General features: G+C 65.5%; 21 protein-coding genes. 9 read left to right on the top strand and 12 right to left on the bottom strand.

Annotated elements, in window-relative coordinates; translation table 11 throughout:
- Positions 1–7: 7 nt before the first annotated feature.
- Positions 8–1,435, top strand: coding sequence for a class II fumarate hydratase (locus ACZK2R_RS14870; RefSeq protein ID WP_049462122.1), 1,428 nt, complete (start codon positions 8–10; stop codon positions 1,433–1,435).
- A gap of 104 nt (positions 1,436–1,539) precedes the next feature.
- Here ACZK2R_RS14870 and ACZK2R_RS14865 read toward each other — a convergent pair whose 3' ends face one another.
- From ACZK2R_RS14865 to ACZK2R_RS14840, 6 genes are all read right to left on the bottom strand, one after another.
- Complete coding sequence (locus tag ACZK2R_RS14865) at positions 1,540–1,965, bottom strand: hypothetical protein (RefSeq protein ID WP_125892130.1); 426 nt, start codon at positions 1,963–1,965, stop codon at positions 1,540–1,542.
- A gap of 106 nt (positions 1,966–2,071) precedes the next feature.
- Positions 2,072–2,677, bottom strand: a complete 606-nt coding sequence (locus tag ACZK2R_RS14860; protein WP_164081210.1) for a YggN family protein — start codon at positions 2,675–2,677, stop codon at positions 2,072–2,074.
- A 31-nt stretch (positions 2,678–2,708) separates the two neighbouring features.
- On the bottom strand, positions 2,709–3,596 hold the full coding sequence (locus ACZK2R_RS14855) for a DUF4097 family beta strand repeat-containing protein (protein WP_125892127.1): 888 nt from the start codon (positions 3,594–3,596) through the stop codon (positions 2,709–2,711).
- Between the two features lie 25 nt (positions 3,597–3,621).
- On the bottom strand, positions 3,622–4,650 hold the full coding sequence (locus ACZK2R_RS14850; protein WP_125892125.1) for an ABC-2 transporter permease: 1,029 nt from the start codon (positions 4,648–4,650) through the stop codon (positions 3,622–3,624).
- Positions 4,647–5,522 carry an ABC transporter ATP-binding protein gene (locus ACZK2R_RS14845; RefSeq protein WP_032130455.1) on the bottom strand — a complete coding sequence of 292 codons (876 nt, stop codon included), beginning with the start codon at positions 5,520–5,522 and terminating at the stop codon, positions 4,647–4,649. The genes ACZK2R_RS14850 and ACZK2R_RS14845 overlap by 4 nt, the downstream gene beginning before the upstream one ends.
- Positions 5,522–5,881, bottom strand: a complete 360-nt coding sequence (locus ACZK2R_RS14840) for a GntR family transcriptional regulator (RefSeq protein WP_006453095.1) — start codon at positions 5,879–5,881, stop codon at positions 5,522–5,524. Before ACZK2R_RS14840 ends, ACZK2R_RS14845 begins: the two co-directional genes overlap by 1 nt.
- 615 nt (positions 5,882–6,496) lie before the next feature.
- Between ACZK2R_RS14840 and ACZK2R_RS14835 the strand changes: the two genes are divergently transcribed.
- The 6 genes from ACZK2R_RS14835 (at position 6,497) to ACZK2R_RS14810 (ending at position 12,584) form a co-directional block, all read left to right on the top strand.
- On the top strand, positions 6,497–7,084 hold the full coding sequence (locus ACZK2R_RS14835; protein WP_019337359.1) for a glutathione peroxidase: 588 nt from the start codon (positions 6,497–6,499) through the stop codon (positions 7,082–7,084).
- Positions 7,085–7,180: 96 nt separating this feature from the next.
- Entirely contained in the window at positions 7,181–8,158 is a 978-nt protein-coding gene (locus tag ACZK2R_RS14830) for an FKBP-type peptidyl-prolyl cis-trans isomerase N-terminal domain-containing protein (protein ID WP_019337358.1), read from the top strand.
- A gap of 23 nt (positions 8,159–8,181) precedes the next feature.
- Positions 8,182–9,531, top strand: a complete 1,350-nt coding sequence (locus ACZK2R_RS14825) for a UDP-glucose dehydrogenase family protein (RefSeq protein WP_032127659.1) — start codon at positions 8,182–8,184, stop codon at positions 9,529–9,531.
- Positions 9,524–9,763: a SlyX family protein gene (locus ACZK2R_RS14820; RefSeq protein WP_019660397.1), complete on the top strand. Its 240-nt coding sequence runs from the start codon at positions 9,524–9,526 to the stop codon at positions 9,761–9,763. The genes ACZK2R_RS14825 and ACZK2R_RS14820 overlap by 8 nt, the downstream gene beginning before the upstream one ends.
- 10 nt (positions 9,764–9,773) lie before the next feature.
- Entirely contained in the window at positions 9,774–10,463 is a 690-nt protein-coding gene (locus ACZK2R_RS14815) for a DUF2058 domain-containing protein (RefSeq protein ID WP_180837515.1), read from the top strand.
- A 48-nt stretch (positions 10,464–10,511) separates the two neighbouring features.
- Positions 10,512–12,584: an acyltransferase family protein gene (locus tag ACZK2R_RS14810; protein WP_180837516.1), complete on the top strand. Its 2,073-nt coding sequence runs from the start codon at positions 10,512–10,514 to the stop codon at positions 12,582–12,584.
- Between the two features lie 212 nt (positions 12,585–12,796).
- On the opposite strand, the gene metH is transcribed toward ACZK2R_RS14810, so the two are convergent.
- From metH to ACZK2R_RS14795, 3 genes are read right to left on the bottom strand one after another with little or no spacing between them, the layout of a single operon-like run.
- Positions 12,797–15,481: a methionine synthase gene (metH, locus tag ACZK2R_RS14805; protein WP_219630850.1), complete on the bottom strand. Its 2,685-nt coding sequence runs from the start codon at positions 15,479–15,481 to the stop codon at positions 12,797–12,799.
- A gap of 57 nt (positions 15,482–15,538) precedes the next feature.
- Positions 15,539–16,630, bottom strand: a complete 1,092-nt coding sequence (locus ACZK2R_RS14800; RefSeq protein ID WP_219630851.1) for a homocysteine S-methyltransferase family protein — start codon at positions 16,628–16,630, stop codon at positions 15,539–15,541.
- Between the two features lie 13 nt (positions 16,631–16,643).
- Complete coding sequence (locus ACZK2R_RS14795) at positions 16,644–17,573, bottom strand: ArsR/SmtB family transcription factor (protein ID WP_032127664.1); 930 nt, start codon at positions 17,571–17,573, stop codon at positions 16,644–16,646.
- 153 nt (positions 17,574–17,726) lie between these two features.
- Here ACZK2R_RS14795 and ACZK2R_RS14790 point away from each other — a divergent pair, with 153 nt between their 5' ends.
- Both ACZK2R_RS14790 and ACZK2R_RS14785 read left to right on the top strand, forming a co-directional pair.
- A complete protein-coding gene (locus ACZK2R_RS14790; RefSeq protein ID WP_180837517.1) occupies positions 17,727–18,875 on the top strand; it encodes an acyl-CoA dehydrogenase family protein in 1,149 nt (382 codons plus the stop codon).
- A gap of 155 nt (positions 18,876–19,030) precedes the next feature.
- Entirely contained in the window at positions 19,031–19,294 is a 264-nt protein-coding gene (locus ACZK2R_RS14785) for a hypothetical protein (protein ID WP_080355173.1), read from the top strand.
- A gap of 139 nt (positions 19,295–19,433) precedes the next feature.
- Here the strand turns inward: ACZK2R_RS14785 and ACZK2R_RS14780 are convergent, their stop codons facing one another.
- The 3 genes from ACZK2R_RS14780 to ACZK2R_RS14770 are packed head-to-tail and all read right to left on the bottom strand — an operon-like array spanning position 19,434 to position 24,547.
- Positions 19,434–22,607, bottom strand: coding sequence for a multidrug efflux RND transporter permease subunit (locus ACZK2R_RS14780; protein ID WP_107433071.1), 3,174 nt, complete (start codon positions 22,605–22,607; stop codon positions 19,434–19,436).
- Positions 22,608–22,622: 15 nt separating this feature from the next.
- Complete coding sequence (locus tag ACZK2R_RS14775) at positions 22,623–23,891, bottom strand: efflux RND transporter periplasmic adaptor subunit (protein WP_180837518.1); 1,269 nt, start codon at positions 23,889–23,891, stop codon at positions 22,623–22,625.
- On the bottom strand, positions 23,891–24,547 hold the full coding sequence (locus ACZK2R_RS14770) for a TetR/AcrR family transcriptional regulator (protein ID WP_032127669.1): 657 nt from the start codon (positions 24,545–24,547) through the stop codon (positions 23,891–23,893). Before ACZK2R_RS14770 ends, ACZK2R_RS14775 begins: the two co-directional genes overlap by 1 nt.
- Positions 24,548–24,686 lie beyond the last annotated feature (139 nt).

Genomic DNA, 24,686 nt, shown 5'->3' with positions numbered 1-24,686 from the left:
TGATGCAATGAGCAAAGCTGCAAGCAAGGGTTTCAGAATCGAACACGACAGCATGGGCGAGCTGCAGGTGCCTGCGGACGCCCTGTGGGGCGCCCAGACCCAGCGTGCCGTGCAGAACTTCCCGGTGTCGGGCCAGCGCATGCCGCGCGGTTTCATCCGTGCCCTGGGCCTGGTCAAGGGCGCCGCCGCGGGCGTCAACGCAGAACTGGGCCACCTGCCGAAGAACGTGGCCAAGGCCATCCAGACCGCTGCCGCCGAAGTGGCCGCCGGCAACTGGGACGCGCAGTTCCCGATCGATGTCTACCAGACGGGTTCTGGCACGTCGTCGAACATGAATGCCAATGAGGTCATCGCCACCCTGGCCAACCGTGCCGGCAAGGCGGGCAAGACCAGTGTGCACCCCAATGACCACGTCAACCAGGGGCAGAGCTCCAACGACGTGATTCCGACCGCGTTGCGGGTGTCGGCGGTGTTGGCGACGCATGAGCAGCTGCTGCCGGCGCTGGTGCACCTGCGCAAGACCCTGGACAAGAAGGGCCGCAGCCTGCGCAAGGTGGTCAAGACCGGCCGCACCCACCTGATGGATGCGATGCCGCTGACCTTCGAGCAGGAATTCGGCGCGTGGTCGGCGCAGCTGGCGTCGGCGCAGGAGCGTATCGAAGACAGCCTCAAGCGCGTGCGCCGGCTGCCGCTGGGTGGCACCGCCATCGGCACCGGCATCAATGCCGATCCGCGCTTCGGTGCACAGGTGGCCAAGGCACTGAAGCAGCAGACCGGTTTCAAGTTCGACAGTGCCGAGAACAAGTTCGAAGGCCTGGCCGCACAGGACGACGCGGTGGAGCTTTCCGGTCAGCTCAATGCGCTGGCGGTGGCGCTGATCAAGATCGCCAACGACCTGCGTTGGATGAACGCCGGTCCGCTGGCCGGGCTGGGCGAGATCGAACTGCCGGCGCTGCAGCCGGGCAGCTCGATCATGCCGGGCAAGGTCAACCCTGTGATTCCGGAAGCGACGGTGATGGCCTGTGCACAGGTGATCGGTCACCACACTGCGATCACCGTGGCCGGGCAGACCGGCAACTTCCAGCTCAACGTCACCCTGCCGCTGATCGCAGTGAACCTGCTCGATGGCATCGGCCTGCTGGCCAACGTGTCCACCCTGCTGGCCGACAGTGCGATTGCCGGGCTGAAGGTGCGCGAGGACCGCGTTGCCGAGGCGCTGGCGCGCAACCCGATCCTGGTTACCGCCCTCAACCCGATCATCGGCTACGAGAAGGCTGCGGCGATTGCCAAGCGCGCGTACAAGGAACAGCGCCCGGTGCTGGATGTGGCGCTGGAGGACAGTGGGCTGGAGGAGGCCGAGCTGCGTCGCCTGCTGGACCCGACCGCGCTGACCGCCGGTGGCATCCAGGCCGGTGGCGGCGGCGCCGGCGGTTGATCGGCCGGTTGTAGAGTCGAGCCATGCTCGACTGTTGTTCCGGAGTCGAGCGTGGCTCGACTCTACAGAAAGCAGAAACGCCGCCCTTCGGGCGGCGTTTTTTTTCAGCGACGGTCGGCGACGATGTTGCCGAAGGTGTCGGTGTAATCCTTGAACTCCGGGATGCGCTGGATCAGGTCCGCCGGAATCACGTCCATGCCCTCCGGCGGCTGGATCTTCACCGGCTGCATGTTGGGATCGGCCGGTGCGGCCACCAGGGTGTTCTGGCGCAGCACCTGCAGCTTGCCGAACATGGTCTGCAGCATCTGTTTCTGCCCGTCGTCCAGCGGAATCTGGATCTCGTCCATCTTCATCGTGCCGTCGGCGAGGATGATGATGTTCGGCGCGGGCGGGCGACGCACGGTGACCATGCCTTCGCTGACGGAAATCTTGGGCTTGCCACGCTCGGCGCGGTGGTTGCGGTACTCCTGGTCACAGCCGGCCAGGCCGAGGCAGAGCAGGGCGGTCAACAGCAGAAACAGCTTCTTCATGGCAATCGGTTCGGGGGCGTCCGGGGCCGCCATTGTAAGCCGGGCGGCGCACTACGGCCGGCAGCCGGACGCCGCTGCCGGCCGGGTGCGCTGATCTGTCACAGGCCTAGCGCTGGACCACGGTGTCCTTGCCGCAGTCGTCCACGTCGCTCTGGTCCATGGTCGCGTAGGGCTTGAATGCCGGCAGTTCACGTGCGAGAGCCTGCTGGCTGGCCAGCATCGCCGGAAGGCGGTCGCAGATGCGCTTGGCCTGGGCTTCGATCTTCTCGGCTTCGGCATTGATGCGCTTTTCGACACCTTCGCTGTCGCCACTGAAAATGCCCTTCAGCGCTTCGCCGGCAGCACTGGCACCCAGTTTGGCGCCGGCCAGGCCGACATCCATGCCGTCCATCGCGATGGCGACCACGTGGCCGCGGTAGTCCTGCAGATGACGGCGCTGGATATCGTTGGCGGCGATCTCCTTGCCCGCGATCAGCAGGCGGCCATCCGGCGTGATCTCCGCACGCGGCTGCTTGTCCGCCGAGATCTTGATGTTGCCCTGGGCGATATCCTTGCGGGCATCGTCCATCGCGTTCCTGACGGTCTCGCCGACGCCGCCTGTGGCTTCGGCCACACTCTTGCCAACGGTCTTGTCGGGTGCTGACGACGTGCCGCCGCAGGCGATCAGCGGCAGGGACAGCAGCACAGCGGGCAACAGGCGCAACAGGTTCATGGTGTTCCCCTGGTAGTGTCTGGAAGAGGGTTTACTTGCTGCGCGGCAGAGTGACCCTGCCGCTGACGTTGCGATGATCGACGTCACCGCTGCCGCTGTGGTCGACGGTCAGGGTGCCGCGCACGCCGTCGACGTTGATGTCGCCCGAGCCGTGGCTGCGGACATGCACATTGCCACCGATGTCGGCCAGATCGACCCCGCCGGAGCCGACCACGCCCACTTCAACGCTGCCCTGCACGCGCTTGAACTCGATATCACCCGAGCCCACGGTATCCAGTCGCGCGTTGCCACGCACATCGCTGATCTTCAGGTCACCGGAGCCGACGGTACCGGTGCTGGCATCGCCGCTGATGTTGCGTACGGTGACGTCGCCGGAACCCAGCGACAGCAGATTCAGGGAGCTGCCGCCATCGATGTTGAGGTCGCCCGAACCCACTGCAGCGTGGATGCTGCCGCGGGTACCGCGGACCACGGCGTCACCGGAACCCACGTCCACGCTCAGCGACTGTGCGTTCTCCACGCTGGCATCGCCCGAGCCGATCTTGAACTGCAGCGGGATGTTGTCCGGCACGCTGCCACGGATATCCAGCCAGGCGTAGCTGTTGCCCAGGCTGATGCCGCTTTGGCGGCCGTCGCGGCGCAGGCTCACCACCAGCTTGTCGCCGACCTTGCGCTGCTCCAGCACCAGCTGGTCCAGCCATTCCTGGCTGGACGCGCAGGCGCGGCCGTCCAGCTGGCCGCCGCCAGCGCTGGCGACCACCTTCAGGTCATGCTGATTGACCTCGAACACCACCGTCCTGGCACCAGCCACGTCCAGCTTCAGTGCGCGGGCGGCAGTGAACTTGCAGTTCGGAGCATCGGCGGCCAGCGCCGACAACGGCAACAGCAACAACGCAGAACAGGCGAGCAAAGAACGCATGGGTGGTGCCTCCGGATGGATGGGATCAGATCTCGCCGGCGCGCTTGCGCAGGCGGATGGCAAGGAAGATGAACACTGCGCCGACGACGGCGCCGATCCACAGCTCCGGCATCGCCAGCGACTTCAGCTGCGAGGCGGGGGACATCAGGCTGACGACCGAGTCCAGATCGCGGCGCGATGCTTCGTCGGCGCCGAGGCGATACAGCAGGTCCATGCCGGGCACGCCGCCCAGCAGCAGGCGGCCGACGATGTTCTGCCAGAACCAGCCGGTGGTCAGGCCGAACAGCGGCATCATCTTGGTGGAGCTGACAATGATGCCGGCAAACAGCGGCAACATTACCGCCCACAGGAACGGCTTGCTCCTGGCCCATGCCGAGCACAGCAACAGCCAGCCGGCGGTGGGCAGGGCCCACAGGGCATAGACCGGAATCCAGGCCAGGTGCCCAGCGGCCAGGGTCAGCGGGCTGGCCGGGCCCCAGATCAGGGTCATCGGGCTGCCACCGTGCAGCAGCGCGACGGCACTGATGATCAGCATGAAGCCGAACATGGTGAGGATGCCGGCGATGACCGCGATCAACGGTGCCATGATCAGTGCGCTGATCACTTTGGACAGCACGGTCTGCGTGTCCGACAGCGGCAACGACTTCCAGAACAGGATGCTGCGGTCGCGGCGATCGTCGTACAGGGCGCCCAGGCAGTAGAAGAACACGACGAAGGCCAGCACCACGAACGGCCAGCTTGAACTGAGTACCAGAGTCAGGTCCAGGCCGTTGCCAAGATCAGCAAGGTCCTTGGCACTGATGTCACGGGTGAGCAGGGCCAGGTTCAGGCCGTTGATGTTCACGTTCTCGCCATCGATGTGCAGGCCGCCGTCGCGTGCCGCACGGTTCAGCGCGAACAGGCCGAAGGCAATGCCGGCGATGCTCATCACCAGTGAGATCAGGCCCGCGATCAACGGGGCATACAGGAAGCCGCCGCGGTTCTCCCAGTACTCGCGCTTGAGCAGCCAGCGCAGGGTGCCGATCGGGCTGATGGGGTGCTTGATGGCATTCATGCGTAGGTCCCCTTCATGATGGCGACGAACAGGTCGGCCAGGCCCGGGATGCGGGTCTCGCCGAGAGAGGAAAGCTGGGTGCGCGGCACGCCATCGAACAGCATCACCGTCTTGCCGAACGCCAGGCTGCGCTCGTCGATCGGCTTCAGGGCGCGCGCGGTGTCCAGCTGGTCGGCATTGACCAGCAGCTCGGTATAGCGCTGGCCGACGTCGTCCATTTCCGCGTCGAGCACGATGCGGCCATCGCGGATGAACATCACGTCGCTGAGGATGTGCTCGATCTCCTCCACCTGGTGGGTGGTGACGATGATGGTTTTCTGTTCGTCGAAGTAGTCTTCCAGCAGGCGCTGGTAGAACTCCTTGCGGTACAGGATGTCCAGGCCGAGGGTCGGCTCGTCCAGCACCAGGATGCGGGCATCGATGGCCATCACCAGCGCCAGGTGCAGCTGCACGATCATGCCCTTGGACAGCTCGCGCACGCGCTGCTTCGGCTGCAGCTTGGTGTTGGCCAGGAAGCGCTCGCAGCGGGCGCGGTCGAAGCGCGGGTGGACGCCGGCCACGAAATCGATCGCCTCGCGCACCTTCAGCCAGCGCGGCAGCACGGCGACGTCGGCGATGAAGCAGATGTCGTTCATCAGTTCGTCGCGGTGCAGTCGCGGGTCGCGGCCGAGCACGCTCAGTTCACCCTCCACCGAGGTCAGTCCAAGAATGGCCTTCAGCGCGGTGGTTTTGCCGGCGCCATTGGGCCCGATCAGGCCGACGATGCGCCCGCTTGGAATGCTGAAACTGGCGTTGTCGAGGGCGACCGTGGTCTTGTAGGCCTTGCGCAGGCCTCGGGCGGTGATGACCGACTCACTTGCAGTGCTATTCATCAGACTTTCCCCTGGGGCAGCAATTCGTCGAGGCTCAGGCCCAGGCGCTGGATGCGCTCCAGAACCGCCGGCCATTCTTCGTTGAGGAAACGGTCGCGCTCGCTGCTGCGCAGCTGCGTGGCCGCCTGCTCGGTCATGAACATGCCCAGGCCGCGGCGCTTCTCGACCAGGCCTTCGTCGGCCAGCTCCTGGTAAGCGCGCGAAACGGTGATGGGGTTGAGTTGATAGTCGGCGGCCACCTGGCGCACCGAAGGCAGGGCATCGCCCGGCTTGAGGATTCCGTCGAGCATCATGGCGATCACGCGCTCCTTCAACTGACGGTAGATGGGAGCGCCGTCGCTCCACTGGATGTCGCTCATATTCAGCTCCGTGGGGTCAGCGGCTGGGCGAACGAGAAATACGGCATGGACAGCGCGCTGTGCAGCCGACGCGGGGGAGGGGGGAGGAGGAGGGGGCGTTCCCTGCGGGGGAGAGAGTCGCGTCCTGCGCACTTTCAGCAGCGGCGGAAACAGGGGCGGTGGGCGTGGCCCACCAGGCCAGCACGAGCAGGGTCGAAACAGCGACGGCCGCGGGTGCGGTGAGGTTGCGACGGATCCGGACGTTCATGGCTTCCCCCTGTCTCAGGTGACTGGTGTTGTATGCAACTATAACACCGGCACGCCTACGTGCAACCCCTTGCCGTCCCCAACTGATGGCAGGGGTGGTCAGATTGCTGAAACATCCCTTTAGTCGATTGATTTAAAAGGGAAATGAATCTTCTGCAGGGGGCTTTTCGGGGCGGCCTTCCATTCAGTGATGTCCATGCTATGTCATCACTGCGCCTTCGATGGCGCCCGGGCAGCACATTCGCCACGCCGCGCAAAGCCCGGGGTGGACCTGTGCCATCAGGGGCTCCAGAGCCCGGTGCTATAGTTCGGCCGATTCCCGGCCAGCATTGGCCGGGCCTTGTGAATGGCTACCGCGGACCGCCTCTGATGCCCCTGCCGACCGTTTCCCCGTGCCGCCTGCGCGGCCTGTCCCTGCTGGCCCTGATGGTGGCCGGCGCCGCCGGTTCCGCCAGTGCGCTGGCGGCCGACCTGCTCGATCTGGAATACCGGCCGTTGGCCAGCAAGCAGCAGGTGAATCTGCAGCAGCGCTATCACGGGCAGGTGCTGCTGGTGGTCAACACCGCCAGCAAGTGTGGCTACACGCCGCAGTACGAAGGGCTGGAGGCGCTGCAGAAGCGCTATGCAGGCCGCGGTTTTGCGGTGCTGGGCTTTCCTTCCAATGACTTCAAGGGCCAGGAACCGGGTGACGAGAAGCAGATCCAGGACTTCTGCACCCTGACCTACGGCGTCAAGTTCCCGATGTTCGAGAAGGTGCATGTGGTCGGCACGCAGGCCACGCCGCTGTACCAGCGGTTGACCGCAGCGACCGGCGTTGCGCCGGCCTGGAACTTCCACAAGTACCTCGTGGGCCGCGATGGCAAGGTCATTGCCCAGTTCGCCAGCAAGGTGACGCCGGACGATCCGCAGCTGACCGCGGCCATCGACAAGGCGCTGGCGGCAGCCGCCACGCATTGATATCCAGCACGCATGCCTCGACATCGACGGCATGCGTGCGACAATGTTTCTTTTCGCGCCGACGTCGGCGCCCAGACACTTCCAGGAATGCAGCGAATGAAGATGGGAATGCGCGGCGCCGCGGCGTCGGTTCTGATTCTGGCGATGGGCACTTCGGGTGTCGCTCTGTCGCAACAACCGGCTGCCCCCGCAGCCGCCAAGGAGACCGCAACCTTGAATTCCCCCAAGCAGAAGCTCGGCTACGCCATCGGCCTTGATGTCGCCAAGTCGTTCACCCCGATCGCCGATGAGATCGATGTGGCCGCCCTGCGCACCGCCGTTGAGCGTTCGTTCGAGGGCCTGCAGCCGCAGATCACCCAGGAACAGGCCAAGGCCACCGATGCCGCCCTGCGCCAGGTCGTTATGGCCCGCAGCGGCCAGCAGGTGCCGGGCGTGGCACCGGGCTCGCAGCCGCCGAAGGTCGACCGCGTCAAGGTGTCGCAGATGATCGGCTCCTACTCGGTGGGTCCGTCGCTGGCGCAGCTGAAGGACGATATCGATGTCGCCTCGTTGTTTGACGCAATCAGCACCGGCCTGACCAAGGGCCAGCCGAAGATGACGGAAGCTGACGCGACCGCCACCATCCAGGCCTTCATGGGTGCCAAGCAGGCTGAAATGCAGGCCAAGGCTGCCCAGGCTGCGCAGACCAACCGCACGGAAGGCAACGCATTCCTGGCCAAGAACAAGACCCAGCCGGGCGTGGTGACCACCTCGTCGGGCCTGCAGTACCAGGTGATCCGCCCGGGTAGCGGCGAGCGCCCGCTGCCGAGCAGCAAGGTGCGCGTGAACTACGAAGGCAAGCTGCTCAACGGCACCGTGTTCGACAGTTCCTACGGCCGCCAGCCGGCCGAGTTCGGCCTGGATCAGGTGATCAAGGGCTGGACCGAAGGCGTCGCGCTGATGCCGGTCGGTTCGAAGTACCGCTTCTGGATCCCGGGCGAACTCGCCTACGGTGAGAACGGCACCCCGGGCGGCCCGATCGGCCCGAACGCGACTCTGACGTTCGACGTCGAGCTGCTGGGCGTTCTGCCGTAAGTCATTCAGGAGCGAATACGGATATGCGCGTTGCGATTTTTGGTACCGGCTACGTTGGACTGGTGACCGGTACCTGCCTGGCCGATGTTGGTCATCAGGTGGTCTGTGTCGATATCGACCAGGCCAAGGTGGATGGCCTCAACCAGGGCATCATCCCGATCTATGAACCCGGCCTGGAGCCGATGGTGAAGGCCAATCATGCCGCAGCGCGGCTGGCGTTCACCACGGATGCCGCGGCCGCCATCGATCACGGCCAGGTGGTGTTCATCGCCGTTGGTACGCCGCCGGACGAGGATGGCAGTGCCGATCTTCAATACGTGCTTGCCGTAGCCCGAACCATTGGTCGGCACATGAGTGTGCCGACCGTGGTGGTGAACAAGTCGACGGTGCCGGTCGGCACCGCCGACAAGGTGCGTGCCGCCATTGCCGAAGAGCTGGCCGCGCGTGGCGCGGACATCGCCTTCGACGTGGTGTCCAACCCGGAATTCCTGAAGGAAGGCGATGCGGTTGCGGACTGCATGCGCCCGGACCGCATCATCATCGGTGCGGCGAACGAAGAGTCGGTGGCGGTGATGCGTCGCCTGTACGCGCCGTTCAACCGCAACCACGACCGCGTGGTGGAAATGGACGTGCGTTCGGCCGAACTGACCAAGTACGCCGCCAATGCGATGCTGGCGACCAAGATTTCGTTCATGAATGAAATCGCCAACATCGCTGAACGCGTCGGTGCCGATGTCGAGCAGGTCCGCCAGGGCATTGGTTCGGATCCACGCATCGGCTGGCACTTCATCTATCCGGGTGCCGGTTACGGCGGCTCGTGCTTCCCCAAGGACGTGCAGGCATTGGCCCGTACCGCCCAGCAGTATGGCCTTGAGCCGAAGCTGCTCAATGCGGTTGAAGCGGTCAACGATGCGCAGAAGGGCCATCTGTTTGCCCTCATCCAGCGTCATTACGACAAGGGCGAGGACGAGGGCGTGCGCGGAAAGACCTTTGCCGTATGGGGTCTGGCCTTCAAGCCGAACACCGACGACATGCGTGAGGCCTCCAGCCGTCGACTGCTGGCGCAGCTGTGGGAAGGCGGTGCGACGGTGCGTGCCTACGATCCGGAGGCGATGCACGAGTCGCAGCGCATCTTCGGCGAACGCGATGACCTGGTGTTCTGCAACAGTGCCGATGAAGCGCTGCAGGGTGCTGACGCGCTGGTGGTGGTCACCGAGTGGAAGCAGTTCCGCAGCCCCGACTTCCAGAAGCTGCGCGAGCAGCTGAAGGATGCGGCGGTGTTCGACGGCCGCAATCTGTATGAGCCGGGCGAAGTGGAAGCCGCAGGTCTTGCGTACTACGGCATTGGCCGGGGGCGCTCGTTGCATGTCTGATCTGCCCACTGAACGCGAGCAGGCGCTGGAAGCGCGCCTGGTCGAGCTGGAAATGCGCGTGTCCTTCCAGGAACAGGCGCTGGCCGAGCTGAGCGACGCGCTGGCTGATGCCCGCATGCAGGGCATGCGCAACGCCGATGTGCTGCGCGTGCTGCTGGAAGACCTGGGCAAGGTCCGCAACGCACTGAATTCTTCCGATCCGGCGAGCGAACCGCCGCCGCCGCACTACTGATCCGAATCCTATGAGCGATACCCTCCGCGACCAGCTGATGGGCCTGGGCTTCAAGCCCGCGCCCAAGCCCGAGCGCAAGAATGATGGCCCCCGCCGTGATGGCCGCCCGCAGGGCAAGGGTGGCAACGGCAACGGCAATGGAAAGCCGCAGGGCCCAGGCAAGGGCGAGCACAAGCCCGGTGAGCGTCGTGGGCAGGGCCATGGCGCGGGCAAGCCCGGCGGGCATGCGCGCGGTGGCCAGGGCCAGCAGGGCCCGCGCAAGCCGCGCAGCACCGAAGAGATGGATCTGGCCAAGGCCTATGCCATCCGGGCGCAGCGGGAGAAGGAAGAGCGCATCGAGACCGAGCGCCTGAAGCAGGAAGAAGCACGCGTGCGCCGCGAGGCGAAGGCCAAGCTGGAAGAACTGCTGAAGGACAAGAGCCTCAACGCCGAGGCAGCGGACATCGCCCGCCACTTCCCGTATGGCGGCAAGATCAAGCGCATCTATGTGACTGCCGAACAGCTGACCGCGCTCAATGCCGGTGAGCTGGGTGTGGTCCAGCTCAATGGCCGCTACCTGCTGGTAACGGCCGACGTGCTGGCACAGTCCGAGGCGGTGTTCGCCGCCTCGGTGGCGCTGAAGGTCGATCCGAATGCGCCGGCCGAGGAAGATCCGTATGCGGATCCGCAGTACCAGGTGCCGGACGACCTGGTCTGGTAAAGGCGCAACCACCGTGGACGGCACTGCCTCCGCGGTTGGGGGGAAAGGATGACCGCTGATCCAAGCCGCGGCTACGTGCCGCACATTGACGGCCTGCGCGCGATTGCCGTGCTGGCCGTCATCGTGTTCCACCTGGACCCGGCCTGGTTGCCGGGCGGGTTCACCGGCGTAGACGTGTTCTTCGTCATTTCCGGGTTCGTGGTCAGCGCATCGGTGCACCGGCTGCCGTCGTTGTCGCTGTGGCAGTCGATGCTGCGCTTCTATTCGCGCCGCATCCGCCGCATCGCACCTGCGCTGATCAGCTGCCTGCTGTTGACCGCTGTCGGCAGCGTGCTGTTCATTCCCGAGTCCTGGCTCAGCGAGGCCAGTGACAAGACCGGGCTGATGGCATTCTTCGGCTTCAGCAACTGGGTGCTGGCGCTGATCGGCAACGATTATTTCGCGCCCAAGGCCGAATTCAATCCCTATACCCATACCTGGTCGCTGGGCGTGGAGGAACAGTTCTACCTGTTGTTCCCGCTGCTGTTCCTGGCCTGGGCGCGCGGCGCGCGCGGGCGTTGGATCAGCCTTGGGCTGTTTGCCGTGGTCAGCGCGGCGTCGCTGCTGCATGCGGCGGTGCTGGGCCTGCGCGAGGCGCCGCCATCGTGGGCGTTCTACGCCACCACTACGCGGCTGTGGCAGCTGGGCGTTGGCGTACTGCTGTTCCAGCTGCTGCATGTTCGCCAGCCAGTGGATGCGGTGACGACGATTGCACTGAAGCGCGCTGCGCCCGTGTTCTCGCTGCTCGCGATGGTGGCGCTGGCCTTGCTGTGCTGGGCATTGTGGACCGCACGGGCCGGACGTTCGCCGTGGCCTGATGGCCTGCTGCCGACCTTTGCTGCGGCAGGCCTGCTGTGGGCGCTGCATCATCATCCCCGGTCCTGGGTGGCACGCCTGTTGGCCAGCAGGCCGATGCGCTCCATCGGCCTGCTGTCGTACTCGCTGTATCTGTGGCACTGGCCGGTATTCGTGCTGATGCGCTGGACCGTGGGCCTGCAGACACCCCTGCAGATGAGCGCTGCGATGGCGCTGGTGCTGCTGCTGTCGTGGTTGTCGTGGCGCTGGGTGGAGCAACCGTTCCGGGGCCCCTTGGCGCAGCGTCTGCGCCCGGGTCGCTGGGTGCTGGCAGGTTCGGCTGTGCTGCTGGTCGCGGCCGGCACCCAGACGCTGCTGTACCTGCAGGCACCGCGGATATCACTGAGCACGGTCAGTCGGCATCCCGGCGACTGGTATCCCAACGGCAAGAGCGTGGCAGGCGACTATCCCGACTGCAGCCTGGTGACCACCAAGCGACGCTTCGAAGGTGGCAGCATGCGGACCTATGCGCGTGGTGACTGCGATCGGCCGGTGCCTGCCGGTGCGCCGAAGCAGGTGTTCGTTGCTGGCGATTCGCATGCAATGGCCTACATCGAGCTGCTGCAGCGGCTGGCGCTTGAGAGTGGCTCGGAGGTGATTCTCTACGGTCGTGGTGGATGCCCGCAGGTGAGCCTGCAGAAGTGGCGCGGCGCGGGTGCCGGTTGCAGTGATTTCGACGCAGCGATGCTCGCCGATGTCACGCAGCGTGCGCAGCCAGGTGATGCCGTGGTGCTGGTGTCGCTGCGGATACCGCGCTTGTCCGATCAGTTCGTATTGTTCGATGCGCAGGCGCAGCTGGCGGGCGAGGTGACCCCGGAAGCCACTGCAGGACGCGAGGCCGAAGTGGCCGAGGCGATCACCCAGTGGAAACCGTTGGCCGAGCGCGGTGTGCGAATTGTGCTGGAGGCGCCCAAACCGGTGCTGCCGGCGCCGCCGTATCGCTGCTCTGACCGCTTCAATTCACGCAACGAGGTCTGCCGCAACGGCCTGGACAGCACGCGTGAGGCGATGGAAACGCTGCGTGCGCCGATGCTGGGCAGCCTGCAGCAGGTGGTCGATGGCCTGCCAGGGGGTGTGCTGTGGGATCCGATGCCGGTGCTGTGTGATGACGTGCTGTGCCCGGCGCAGCGCGATGGCCGGCCGTTGTTCTTCGATGGCGATCACCTCAGCGCGCATGGCAACCGTGTGCTGCTGCCGTCGCTGCAGCAGGTACTGCTGCAGCAGTAGGACCGCGCCGGCGTCAGGCCTTGAAGCGGCTCCGGCGTGCGCGGATCAGTGGCAGGCTCGGTGCGAAAAAGCACAGCAGTGCGCCGACCAGGGCAAACGACACCGGACGAGAAACCGTCAAAGCCCAGCGCAATGATGAAGCGAAAAGGGGACGGAGGGGATTAAGTCGTTTTAGGCACAAACGACTTAATCCCCTCCGTCCCCTTTTTGTGTCATTCGGGGTCGTAGTCGAGGTTGGAGGCCAGCCAGCGCTCGGCCTGGGCGCGGTCCACGCCCTTGCGGCGGGCGTAGTCGCTGACCTGCTCGCGGCTGAGGCGGCCGACCACGAAGTACTGGCTCTGCGGATGGCTGAAGTAGTAGCCCGAAACGGCCGCCGTAGGCAGCATCGCGAAGCTCTCGGTCAGTTCCATGCTGGCGTTGGCTTCGGCCTGCAGCAGGTCGAACAGGCGTCGCTTTTCGCTGTGCTCCGGGCAGGCGGGGTAACCCGGTGCCGGGCGGATGCCACGGTACTCCTCGTCGATCAGCGCCTCGTTGTCCAGCGTCTCGGCGTGCTCATGGCCCCAGAATTCGGTACGCACGCGCTGGTGCAGGCGCTCGGCCAGCGCTTCGGCGAAGCGATCGGCGAGGGCCTTCAGCAGAATCGCGTTGTAGTCATCGTGGTCGGCTTCGAGGCGCGCTACGTGCGCGTCGATGCCGATGCCGGCAGTGACGGCGAAGGCGCCGATCCAATCCTGCTTGCCGCTGTCGGCCGGGGCGATGAAATCGGCCAGGCAGAAATCCGGGCGCTCGGCCGGCTTGTCCACCTGCTGGCGCAGGAAGTGCAGGGTGGTTTCGCCCTGCGGGTGCTGCACGCGCACGTCGTCGCCGATGCTGTTCGCCGGCCACAGGCCGAACACGGCCTTGGCGGTCAGCCATTTCTCATTGACGATGCGCTCGAGCATCGCGCGGGCGTCCCTGTACAGATCGCTGGCCTGGGTGCCGACGATCTCGTCGGTGAGGATGGCCGGAAACTTGCCGGCCAGCTCCCAGGCCTGGAAGAACGGCGTCCAGTCGATGTAGTCGACCAGTTCGGCCAGCGGGTAGTCGTCAAATACGTGCAGGCCGGGCTGGTTCGGTGCCGGCGGCGTGTAGGTGTCCCAGCCGCCCTGGAATTTCTGCCCACGCGCGTGTTCCAGAGAAACCAGGCGCTTGGCATCGCCACGGTTGCGATGACGCGCGCGGATCTCGGCATAGTCGGCCTCGTTGGCGGCTACGAAGGCCTCGCGCAGGTCACGCGAGATCAGCGACTGGGCGACGCCGACCGCGCGCGAGGCGTCCTTCACCCACACCGTGGGCGCCTTGTAATGTGGGTCGATCTTCAGCGCGGTGTGCGCGCGCGAGGTGGTCGCTCCACCGATCAGCAGCGGCAGGTCGAAGCCCTGGCGCTGCATCTCCCGGGCCACGTGGCTCATCTCTTCCAGTGATGGAGTGATCAGGCCGGACAGGCCGATCAGGTCGGCGTTGTGCTCGCGCGCGGCATCGAGGATCTTCTGCGCCGGCACCATCACGCCAAGGTCGACCACCTCGAAGTTGTTGCAGGCCAGGACTACGCCGACGATGTTCTTGCCGATGTCATGCACATCCCCCTTCACCGTGGCCATGATGATCTTGCCGTTGCTCTTGGCGGTGTCTCCACTGCGCGCCTTCTCGGCCTCGATGTAGGGCAGCAGGTAGGCCACGGCCTTCTTCATCACGCGCGCGGATTTCACCACCTGCGGCAGGAACATCTTGCCGGCGCCGAACAGGTCGCCGACCACGTTCATGCCATCCATCAATGGACCTTCGATCACGTCCAGCGGGCGGCTGGACGCCTGCCGGGCCAGTTCGGTGTCTTCTTCCACGAAGGCATCCAGGCCGTGCACCAGCGCGTGCGCCAGGCGCTGCGCCACCGGCTTCTCGCGCCAGGCGAGGTCTTCGGTCTTCGCCGCGCCCTTCTTGCCCTTGTAGCGCTCGGCGATTTCCAGCAGGCGCTCGGTGGCATCGCTGCGGCGGTTGAGGATCACATCCTCCACGCGCTCGCGCAGTTCCGGTTCCAGTTCGTCGTAGATCGGCATGGCGCCGGCGTTGACGATGCCCATGTCCATGCCGGCGGCAATGGCGTGGTACAGGAACACCGAGTGGATGGCCTGGCGCACCGTTTCGTTGCCGCGGAACGAGAACGAGACGTTGGAAACACCGCCGGACACATGGCAGTGCGGCAGCGTCTGCTTGATGATGCGGGTGGCTTCGATGAAGTCCACCGCATAGTTGTCGTGCTCTTCGATGCCGGTGGCGACGGCGAAGATGTTCGGGTCGAAGATGATGTCCTGCGGTGGGAAGCCGATCTCGTCGACCAGGATGCGGTAGGCGCGGGTGCAGATCTCGACCTTGCGTGCGCAGGTGTCAGCCTGGCCGCTTTCGTCGAATGCCATCACCACCGCGGCCGCGCCATAGCGCAGGACCTTGCGTGCGTGCTCGCGGAACAGCGCCTCGCCTTCCTTCAGCGAGATCGAATTGACCACGCTCTTGCCCTGCAGGCACTTCAGGCCGGCCTCGATCACGCTCCACTTGGAGGAGTCGACCATCACCGGAATACGGGCGATGTCCGGCTCGGACATGATCAGGTTGAGGTAGCGGGTCATCGCCGCTTCCGAATCGATCAGGCCCTCGTCCATGTTGACGTCGAGGATCTGCGCACCGCTGGCCACCTGCTGGCGGGCCACGTCCACCGCTTCTTCGTAGCGGCCTTCCTTGACCAGCTTGCGGAACTGCGCGCTGCCGGTGACGTTGGTGCGTTCGCCGACGTTGATGAACAGCAGGTCCGGAGTGATGACCAGAGGTTCCAGGCCGGACAGGCGGGTAGGGCGGACAGGCGTCATGGCAGGCGTCGGCTCAACAGCAATAGGGCGGGAAGTGCGGAACGGTGGCGGCGACATTCATGCGGCCTGCTCCTGGACACCGGGCAGGGCGCGCGGCGGCAGCCCGGCCACGGCCTCGGCGATTGCGCGGATGTGGTCAGGGGTGGAGCCACAGCAGCCACCGACCAGGTTCAACAGGCCATCCTCGGCGAAACCGCGCAGGGTGCTGGCCATGTCCTCGGGCGTCTCGTCGTACTCGCCGAAGGCATTGGGCAGGCCTGCGTTGGGGTGCGCGCTGACGTAGCAGTCGGCGACCTGCGAAAGGGTTTCCACGTGCGGGCGCATCGCATCGGCACCCAGTGCGCAGTTCAGGCCGATCGACAATGGGCGCGCATGCGCGAGCGACGCGTGGAAGGCCTCGGCGGTCTGCCCGGACAGCGTGCGTCCCGAGGCATCAGTGATGGTGCCGGAGATCATCACCGGCAACCTTGCACCGCGTGCATCGAAGGCCTCCTCCAGTGCATACAGCGCGGCCTTGGCATTGAGCGTGTCGAAGATGGTCTCGACCATGATGGTGTCGGCGCCGCCGTCGATCAGGCCGTCAATGGCTTCGCGGTACGTGTCGCGAAGCTCGTCGAAGCTGGTGTTGCGGAAGCCCGGATCGTTGACATCGGGACTGATCGAGGCGGTGCGGCTGGTCGGGCCGATCACCCCGATCACGAAGCGTGGCTTGCCTGGTGTGGTTGCGGCTACCGTATCGCAGCAGGCGCGTGCCACCGCTGCGCCAGCCTTGTTCAGTTCGTACACCAGGTGTTCGAGGTGGTAGTCGGCCTGGCTGACCGACGTGGCGTTGAACGTGTTGGTCTCGACCAGATCCGCGCCCGCTTCCAGGTAGGCGGTATGGATCTCGGCGACGATCTGCGGCCGGGTCAGCAGCAGCAGATCGTTGTTACCCTTCAGGTCATGCCCTTCCTGCACGGCGTGGTCGCAAGCGGGGCCATGCACATGATCGTAGCCACCGGCGAAGCGCTCGCCGCGGTAGTCGTCTTCCTGCAGGCCATGGCGCTGGATCATGGTGCCCATCGCGCCGTCGATGATCAGGATCCGCTCGCGCAGGGCGTCGAGCAGGGCGTTGGCACGATCAGGATGCAACCAGGGCAGGGCAGGCATGGCGATCTCGGGCTCAGGGCTTGTTGGCGATCAGTGAAATCACTTCGAAGTGCGGCGGACGCTTTTCGCGGGTGACCGTCTCCAGGCTGGATACCTGCAGGCCGGCCTTGTCGACGAACCTGCGCAGCTCCTTGTCGCTGAAGCCGAGGTTGACGTGGCCGTAGGCCTCGACCGCCGCCTTGTGCTCGTGGCGGGCCAGGCTGCACAGCAGCAGGCGGCCGCCGGAGCGCAGCACGCGCGCGGCTTCGGTCACCGCCTGCGCCGGTTTGCTGGCGTAGGTCAGCGCATGCATCAGCACCACCAGGTCGAAGCTGCCGTCCTTGAACGGCAGCGCATGCATGTCGCCCTCGCGCACTTCCACATTGGGCAGGCGGCGCAGGCGCTCGCTGGCGGCGGCAACCACGCGCGCGCTGGTATCGATGCAGATGTAGCGCTTGGCATGCGGGGCCACCAGTTCGGCCAGCACGCCGTCACCAGAGGCGATGTCCAGCACGTCGCCGGTCTCCAGCAGCGGCAGCGCGGTGCGGGCGAGGGCTTCCCAGGTGCGCCCCGGGGAGTAGTGGCGTTCCATGTCGCCGGCCACGCTGTCGGCCCAGTTCTGGTCGGAGGCGCGGTGGGCCAGCACGGCAGCGACGCGTTCAGCGTCCTGGCGCAGCAGCGGGTCATCGCTTCCGTTGCTCAAGGCATGCCACAATGCACGCTGCGCCGGGTCCAGCTGGGCCTCGTCGAAGCGGTAATAGGCCGATACGCCCGCACGGCGGTCGCGGACCAGGCCGGCTTCCTTCAGGCGCGCCAGGTGGGTGGAGACGCGCGGCTGTGCCAGCCGGGTGATCGCCGACAGTTCGGCCACGGTCAGTTCCTCCTGCTCCAGCAGCGCCAGCAGGCGCACGCGGGTCGCATCGGCGAACACCTTCAGGCGGGTCGACCAGTCTTCAAGATCCATAAATATCTACCTATCGCGATATAGAGATATATTCGCTGAAAGGGCCCGTCGCGGTCAAGTCGCCAGCGTACGGAAACAGCCGGGCCCCGGTACAATCGGGGCACCTGGGCGCGCCGTATGTAGCCCATAACTTCATGTACCCGGGAGGGTGTTGTGGATTTCAGCTTTACCGAAGAGCAGTTGATGCTGCAGGACGTTGCGCGGCGCATCGCGCAGGAGAAGATCGCCCCGAGCGCGGAGCACCATGACCGTACCGGCGAGTTCCCGCTCGACAACATCCGCCTGCTGGGCGAGAACGGCCTGATGGGCATCGAAGTGCCGACCGAATACGGTGGCGCGGGCATGGACCCGGTGGCGTACGTGCTGGCGATGGTGGAGGTCGCCGCCGCCGACGCGGCCCATTCGACCATCATGTCGGTCAACAACTCGCTGTTCTGCAATGGCATCCTCACCCACGGTACCGAGCAGCAGAAGCAGACCTACGTGCGTGCCATCGCCGAGGGCGAGGCCATCGGCGCGTTTGCGCTGACCGAGCCGCAGTCCGGCTCCGACGCCACCGCCATGCGCTGCCGCGCGGTGAAGCAGGCAGACGGCACCTTTGTCATCAATGGCAAGAAGAGCTGGATCACCTCCGGCCCGGTGGCCAGGTACATCGTGCTGTTCGCGATGAGCGAGCCGGACAAGGGCGCACGCGGCATCACCGCCTTCCTCATCGACACCGACAAGGCCGGCTTCGGCCGCGGCAAGACCGAGCCGAAGCTGGGCATCCGCGCCTCGGCCACCTGCGAGATCGAGTTCAACGACTACGTGGCGCAGGCTGAAGACGTGCTGGGCCAGGAAGGCGAGGGCTTCAAGATCGCCATGAGCGTGCTCGATGCTGGCCGCATCGGTATCGCCTCGCAGGCCATCGGCATCGCCCGTGCCGCCTATGAAGCGACCCTGGAGTACGTGAAGGAGCGCAAGGCGTTCGGCGCGGCCATTGGTACCTTCCAGATGACCCAGGCCAAGATCGCCGACATGAAGTGCAAGCTGGACGCAGCGCTGCTGCTGACCCTGCGCGCGGCGTGGGTGAAGGGCCAGTGCAAGCGCTTCAGCACCGAAGCGGCGGTGGCCAAGCTGACGGCCTCGGAAGCGGCGATGTGGATCACCCATCAGGCCGTGCAGATTCATGGCGGCATGGGATACTCGAAGGAAATGCCGCTGGAGCGCTACTTCCGTGATGCCAAGATCACCGAGATCTACGAGGGCACCTCGGAAATCCAGCGCCTGGTGATCGCCCGCAACGAGACCGGGCTGCGCTGAGTTCGACCGGCCGCGCCGCTGCAACGGCGGCGCGGCCAGTAGATCCACGCCATGCGTGGATACACGGTCTTCTTGGCCGAGCGATACCCGATCTGGTCCAATGCAAGCCGGTTTTTACGCGGTCTGCAAAGATGATCTATCGAGGTTGGGGATTCATGACGCTGGTGACGCCGATTGCAGCCATCCTGCTGCTGGCGTACTTCTTTCCGCATGAAGGCTCCAGGGGCAACACGCCGCTGCCCCAGGTTCTGTTGGGTGCAGGCATCGGCGCAGCGGTGAACGTATTGCTGGGTTTGTGGCTCAACCGTGCGCCCCGGCAGAAGGGTATGGCTGCACCCCATCATTTCTTCTTTGTGCCGATGCAATGGGCTGCATTGGCTCTCGTGGTGGTGTGCGTGGTGGTTGCACTGCTGCGCTGAGACGCCGGCTTGGCATGCGCCAACCTTGGTTGGCATGGATCCAGCGGCGCCAACCAAGGTTGGCGACTACCGGCTTCATGGCACGAATGAAAAGGCCCCGGATCGCTCCGGGGCCTTTTCGTTTCAACTCACTACCGGATCAACGATCCGGACGATGCGCGGCTTCCGCGTCGCGCTGGCGCTCCATGAATTCCTTGGAGGACTCATCCAGCTTGTCACCCAGCATGCGGCGCACGACCACGAAGAACACCGGGATCATCAGCAGGCCGAGCAGGGTGGCGAACAGCATGCCGCCGATCACGCCGGTACCGATGGCGTGGCGGGAATTGGCGCCGGCGCCGGTGGAGATCGCCATCGGGATCACGCCCATGATGAACGCGAACGAGGTCATCAGGATCGGGCGGAAGCGCAGGCGGGCCGCCTCGATGGTGGCATCGCGCAGGGTCTTGCCTGCTGCGCGCTGCTCCACCGCGAACTCCACGATCAGGATCGCGTTCTTGGCGGCCAGGCCGATCACGGTGATCAGGCCGATCTTGAAGAACAGATCGTTCGGCAGGCCACGCAGCATCGACAGGCCGAGGGCGCCAAGCACGCCAAGCGGCACCACCAACAGCACCGCCACCGGGATCGACCAGCTTTCATACAACGCGGCCAGGCACAGGAACACCACCACGATCGACAGCACCAGCAGCAGCGTCGCCGCGTTGCCGGCCAGGATTTCCTGGTAGGACATGCCCGACCAGTCGTAGCCGAAGCCAGCCGGCAGATCGTCGTTGACGATGCCTTCCATGGTCTGCATCGCCTCACCCGAGCTGGTGCCCGGTGCCTGCGAGCCGACGATGTTGATCGCCGAGTAGCCGTTGTAGCGGCTCAGCGACGGCGGTGCCGACACCCATTCGGACTTGACCACCGTATTGAGCGGGATCATCGAACTGGTGCCATCGGCGTTCTTGGTCAGGCTGGAGGGGCTGTAGAAGCTCTTCAGCGATTCCTGGCCGGTGCGGTACGGACCATCGGCCTGCATGGTCACGCGCTTGATGCGGCCTTCGTAGAAGAAGTCGTTCACGTACACCGGGGCCAGCATCAGCTGGATGGTGCTGTACACGTCCGACACCGACATGCCCATCGACTGCGCCTGCACGCGGTCGACATGCAGCTGCAGCTGCGGGGCGTTTTCCAGGCCGTTCGGGCGTACGCCCACCAGATGATCGGGCTTCTGCGCAGCCTGGCCAAGCAGGATGTTGCGCGCCTGGGTCAGCTGCTCGTAGCCGGCACCGCTGCGGTCCTGCAGCCACATGTCGAAGCCGCCGAACTGGCCGAGGCCCTGCACGGTGGGCAGGTTGACCACGAAGATCTGCGCTTCCTTGATGCCGTAGAACGCGCCGTTCATGTTCTGGATGAACTCGGGCGCGGTGAACTTGCGTTCCTCCCATGGCTTCAGGCGGATGAAGCCCATGCCGACGTTCTCGCCGGAACCGACGAAGCTGAAACCGGCCACCTGCAGCATGCCTTCATAGCCATCCTGCTTTTCCAGGATGCCACGCATCTGCGCGAACACTTCGTTGGTCTGGCCCTTGGTCGAGCCCGGCGGCAGCTGCACGATCGCCAGCGCATAGCCCTGGTCTTCTTCCGGCAGGAAGCTGCCCGGCATGCGGGTGAACAGGAAGCCGCACAGTGCGGTCAGCACCACGAACAGGATCATCCAGCGCGGTGCATGGCGCACCGCCGAAGTGATGTGCCCCACATAGGTATGGCTGATCTTGTCGTAGTACTTGTTGAAGGTGCGGTAGATGATGTTCGGGTTGTCGTTGTGCGTCGGCTTGAGGAAGGTCGCGCACAGCGCCGGGGTGAAGCCCAGAGCCAGGAACGCCGAGAACGCCATCGAGATGGCGATGGTCAGCGCGAACTGCTTGTAGATCTCACCGGCGGCGCCGCCCTGCAGGGCGGACGGGATGAACACCGCGGCCAGTACGACGGTGATCGCCACCACCGCGCCGGTGATCTGGGTCATCGCCTTCTGCGTGGCCGGCTTCGGCGCCAGGCCTTCCTCGGTCATGATGCGTTCGACGTTCTCGATCACCACGATCGCGTCATCGACCACGATGCCGATCGCCAGCACCATCGCGAACAGGGTCAGCTGGTTGATCGTGAAGCCGATCATCCACATGCCCAGGAAGGTGCCGAGCAGGGCCACCGGGATGACCAGGGTCGGGATCAGGGTGGCGCGGAAGTTCTGCAGGAAGATCAGCATCACCAGGAACACCAGGAACACTGCTTCAAACAGTGTCTTGACCACTTCCTGGATGGAGATCTTGACGAAGGTGGTGCTGTCGTACGGCGAGAACCAGGTCACCCCGGACGGGAAGCTGGGCTGCAGCTCGTCCATCTTGGCGCGCACCGCATCGGCCACGTTCAGGGCGTTGGCGCCCGGCAGCAGCTGGATGGCGAAGGCACCGGTCGGCTTGCCGTTGTACTGGGTGTCGAAACCGTAGTTGTTGGCACCGAAGGCAACGCGGGCGATGTCCTTCATCAGCACCCGCGAACCATCCGGATTTGCCCGCAGGATGATGTTCTCGAACTCCTGCGGCGAACTGAAGCGGCCTTCAGCCGAGACCGTGGCGGTGAAGTGCTGGCCTTCCGGCGACGGGTCCGAACCCAGCGCACCGGCGGCGAACTGCACGTTCTGCGCACGCACCGCGGCGAGCACCTGGCTGGCCGACAGGCCATAACCCTGCATCTTCTCCGGGTTGAGCCAGATGTTCATGGCGTACTCGGAACCGAACTGCTGGGTGCTGCCGACGCCGGGAATACGCGAGACCTGGTCGAGCACGCGCGAGCCGACGATGTCGTTCAGGGCGTCACGGTTGATGGCCGGCGTATCGGACTGCAGCGCGATCACCATCAGGAAGCCGGCGTTGGCCTTGGCCACCACCACGCCCTGCTGGGTCACTTCCGAAGGCAGGCGTGGCGTGGCCAGCGAGACCTTGTTCTGCACCTGCACCTGGGCGATGTCCGGATCGGTACCGGTCTCGAAGGTCAGGGTGATCTGCGCGCGGCCGTTGGAGGCGGACGATGAGCTGAAGTACAGCAGGTGATCGATACCGGTCAGCTGCTGCTCGATCACCTGGGTGACCGATTTCTCGGTGGTGTCCGCACTGGCGCCCGGGTAGGTCGCCGAGACGGTGACCTGCGGCGGGGCGATGTTGGGATAGGACTCCACGCCCAGGTTGAGGATCGCGATCACGCCGCTGAGCGAGATCAGGATCGCAACCACCCAGGCGAAGACTGGATGTTCGATGAAAAATTTAGGCATGACGGAAGGTTCCCGTTACTGCTTGTTCGAATCGTTGGCGGCCGGCTTGGCCGCATCGGCCTGCTCGGGCTTGGCCGCGTCGGCCGGTGCCTTGCCTGCGGCCGGTGCTGCGCCCGCCGGAGCGGCGCCGCCTGCGGCAGGCTTGCCGTTGGCGTCCTGCCCCGGGGTCCACGGCTTGGCCACCGCCGGCGCACCTTCCTTGACCTTCTGCACGCCGGCCACGATCACCTTGTCACCGGCGGCCAGGCCGTCGCTGATCAGCCAGTTGCCGTTCTGCGCGCCATCGGTCTTCACGTTCTTGCGCACGACCTTGCCGTCGGCACCGACCACCATCACGTAGCCGCCGGTGGTGTCGCGCAGCAGCGCCTGCTGCGGCACCAGGTAGGCGTTGTTGCGCTCGCCGAGGTTGGCCTGGAAGCTGACGAAGGCGCCGGGCAGCAGGATCTGCTGCGGGTTCGGCAGCAGCGCGCGCAGCGACACCGCGCCGGTGGCCGGGTCGACCGTGGTCGAAGAGAAGTCCAGCGTGCCCGGTTCGCTGTAGGTGCTGCCGTCGGCCAGCTTGACGTTGACCGTAGCCTTGCCGTCACCAGACAGCGCCAGCGCACCCTTGGCCTGCTGCGCGCGCAGCTGGGTCAACTCGTCCACGCTCAGCGAGAAGTTGACGTACAGCGGGTCGAGCTGGTCGACGGTGGTCAGCAGGGTCACATCGCCCTGGCCGACCAGCGCACCTTCGGTGACCTGCTGCTTGTTGGCCACGCCGCTGATCGGTGCGGTCACTTCGGTGTAGCCCAGGTTGATGCGCGAAGAGGTCACCGCCGCTTCGGCCTGCTTGACCGCGGCCAGCGCGGTGCGCTCGGCCGATTCGGCGTTGTCCAGGTCGGACTTGGAGACGAACTGCTGCGGCGCCAGCGAACGCGCGCGGTCGGCGGCGACCTTGGCGTTGGCGTAGGTGGCGCGGGCCGAGGCCAGCTGGGCCTCGGAGGCATTGAGCGAAGCACGCAGCGGCGCCGGGTCGATCAGGAACAGGGGCTGGCCCTGCTTGACCTGCGAGCCTTCCTGGTAGACGCGCTTGAGCAGTACGCCCGGCACGCGCGCGCGGACGTCGGCGCTGCGGAACGGCGACAGGCGGCCGACCAGCTCACGCTGCAGCGGCAGGGTCTGCGGCTTGGCGTCGATCACGCCCACCTCCGGCGGCGGGGGCGTCTGCTGTTCCGGCTTCTTGCAGGCAGCCAGCGCGACAGCAACGGCGCACGTCAGGGCAAGGGTGCGGAGTGGGGCGGTCATCAGGAGGAACTCCGGGGTTGGTTTGAAGACGGGGCCGCCGACGGCTGAGGCGCGAACGCGCGCAGGAAGCTGTCGACGGAGAACTCTGCCCAGCGCCGACGCAGCTGCGCGTCATCACGATGGGGGGTATGGAAACGCTGTTTGTCGAAATCCTGACCGGCGATCATGCTCAGCAGCAGTTCGGCCATGAAGTGCGGGTCGTCATGCCGGAGCTGGCCACGCATGCAAACGGTTTCAATCCATTCAGCAAGATGAAGCGTCAGCGCGCCGGCGCCATGCCGGTACAGCGTACGCGCCTCTTCGGGAAACTGGGCCGCGTCGGCGGCGATCAGCCGACAGGCCTGCCCTACGTGCGGTTGGTTGAAATGCTCCAGGAAGTCGGTGGCGAACTGGAGCAGGCTGGCACGCAGGTCGTCAGTGCGGAGTGCACGAACCATGGCTCCGGTAGCGTGGCCGACATGGCGCTGCATCACCCGGCGCAGCAGTTCCTGCTTGTTGCCGTAGCGCGAGTACAGGGTCTGCTTGGAGCAGCCGGCATGCTGGGCCACCGCGTCCATGCTCATCTGCATGCCCTGCTGGGCCAACAGCTCGCGCACGGCATCGAACACGCGCTCATCGCGTGCGTCGAGGGCAACGGGGAGGTAGGCCGGGTTCACGCGGTGGACTATACCGTCCAGTTCAGGATTGTGGAATCGAATCGGCGTCGCCGCGTGTGTCTTCCGGTAACACGCTTTGCCGATCCTGTCGGCAGTGCTGAAGCGCGCACCAGCACCATACCGGTGCGAACTGAATAGG

The sequence above is a fragment of the Stenotrophomonas sp. 96582_Sma genome (assembly GCF_056480905.1).
This window is presented reverse-complemented; position numbering and strand designations above follow the sequence as displayed.

Bases quoted from the DNA above. Each gene is read 5' to 3' on its own strand.
- ACZK2R_RS14870 (WP_049462122.1), top strand. From the start codon at position 8: ATGAGCAAAGCTGCAAGCAAGGGTTTCAGAATCGAACACGACAGCATG.
- ACZK2R_RS14865 (WP_125892130.1), bottom strand. From the start codon at position 1,965: ATGAAGAAGCTGTTTCTGCTGTTGACCGCCCTGCTCTGCCTCGGCCTG.
- ACZK2R_RS14860 (WP_164081210.1), bottom strand. From the start codon at position 2,677: ATGAACCTGTTGCGCCTGTTGCCCGCTGTGCTGCTGTCCCTGCCGCTG.
- ACZK2R_RS14855 (WP_125892127.1), bottom strand. From the start codon at position 3,596: ATGCGTTCTTTGCTCGCCTGTTCTGCGTTGTTGCTGTTGCCGTTGTCG.
- ACZK2R_RS14850 (WP_125892125.1), bottom strand. From the start codon at position 4,650: ATGAATGCCATCAAGCACCCCATCAGCCCGATCGGCACCCTGCGCTGG.
- ACZK2R_RS14845 (WP_032130455.1), bottom strand. From the start codon at position 5,522: ATGAATAGCACTGCAAGTGAGTCGGTCATCACCGCCCGAGGCCTGCGC.
- ACZK2R_RS14840 (WP_006453095.1), bottom strand. From the start codon at position 5,881: ATGAGCGACATCCAGTGGAGCGACGGCGCTCCCATCTACCGTCAGTTG.
- ACZK2R_RS14835 (WP_019337359.1), top strand. From the start codon at position 6,497: ATGCCCCTGCCGACCGTTTCCCCGTGCCGCCTGCGCGGCCTGTCCCTG.
- ACZK2R_RS14830 (WP_019337358.1), top strand. From the start codon at position 7,181: ATGAAGATGGGAATGCGCGGCGCCGCGGCGTCGGTTCTGATTCTGGCG.
- ACZK2R_RS14825 (WP_032127659.1), top strand. From the start codon at position 8,182: ATGCGCGTTGCGATTTTTGGTACCGGCTACGTTGGACTGGTGACCGGT.
- ACZK2R_RS14820 (WP_019660397.1), top strand. From the start codon at position 9,524: ATGTCTGATCTGCCCACTGAACGCGAGCAGGCGCTGGAAGCGCGCCTG.
- ACZK2R_RS14815 (WP_180837515.1), top strand. From the start codon at position 9,774: ATGAGCGATACCCTCCGCGACCAGCTGATGGGCCTGGGCTTCAAGCCC.
- ACZK2R_RS14810 (WP_180837516.1), top strand. From the start codon at position 10,512: ATGACCGCTGATCCAAGCCGCGGCTACGTGCCGCACATTGACGGCCTG.
- metH (WP_219630850.1), bottom strand. From the start codon at position 15,481: ATGACGCCTGTCCGCCCTACCCGCCTGTCCGGCCTGGAACCTCTGGTC.
- ACZK2R_RS14800 (WP_219630851.1), bottom strand. From the start codon at position 16,630: ATGCCTGCCCTGCCCTGGTTGCATCCTGATCGTGCCAACGCCCTGCTC.
- ACZK2R_RS14795 (WP_032127664.1), bottom strand. From the start codon at position 17,573: ATGGATCTTGAAGACTGGTCGACCCGCCTGAAGGTGTTCGCCGATGCG.
- ACZK2R_RS14785 (WP_080355173.1), top strand. From the start codon at position 19,031: ATGACGCTGGTGACGCCGATTGCAGCCATCCTGCTGCTGGCGTACTTC.
- ACZK2R_RS14780 (WP_107433071.1), bottom strand. From the start codon at position 22,607: ATGCCTAAATTTTTCATCGAACATCCAGTCTTCGCCTGGGTGGTTGCG.
- ACZK2R_RS14775 (WP_180837518.1), bottom strand. From the start codon at position 23,891: ATGACCGCCCCACTCCGCACCCTTGCCCTGACGTGCGCCGTTGCTGTC.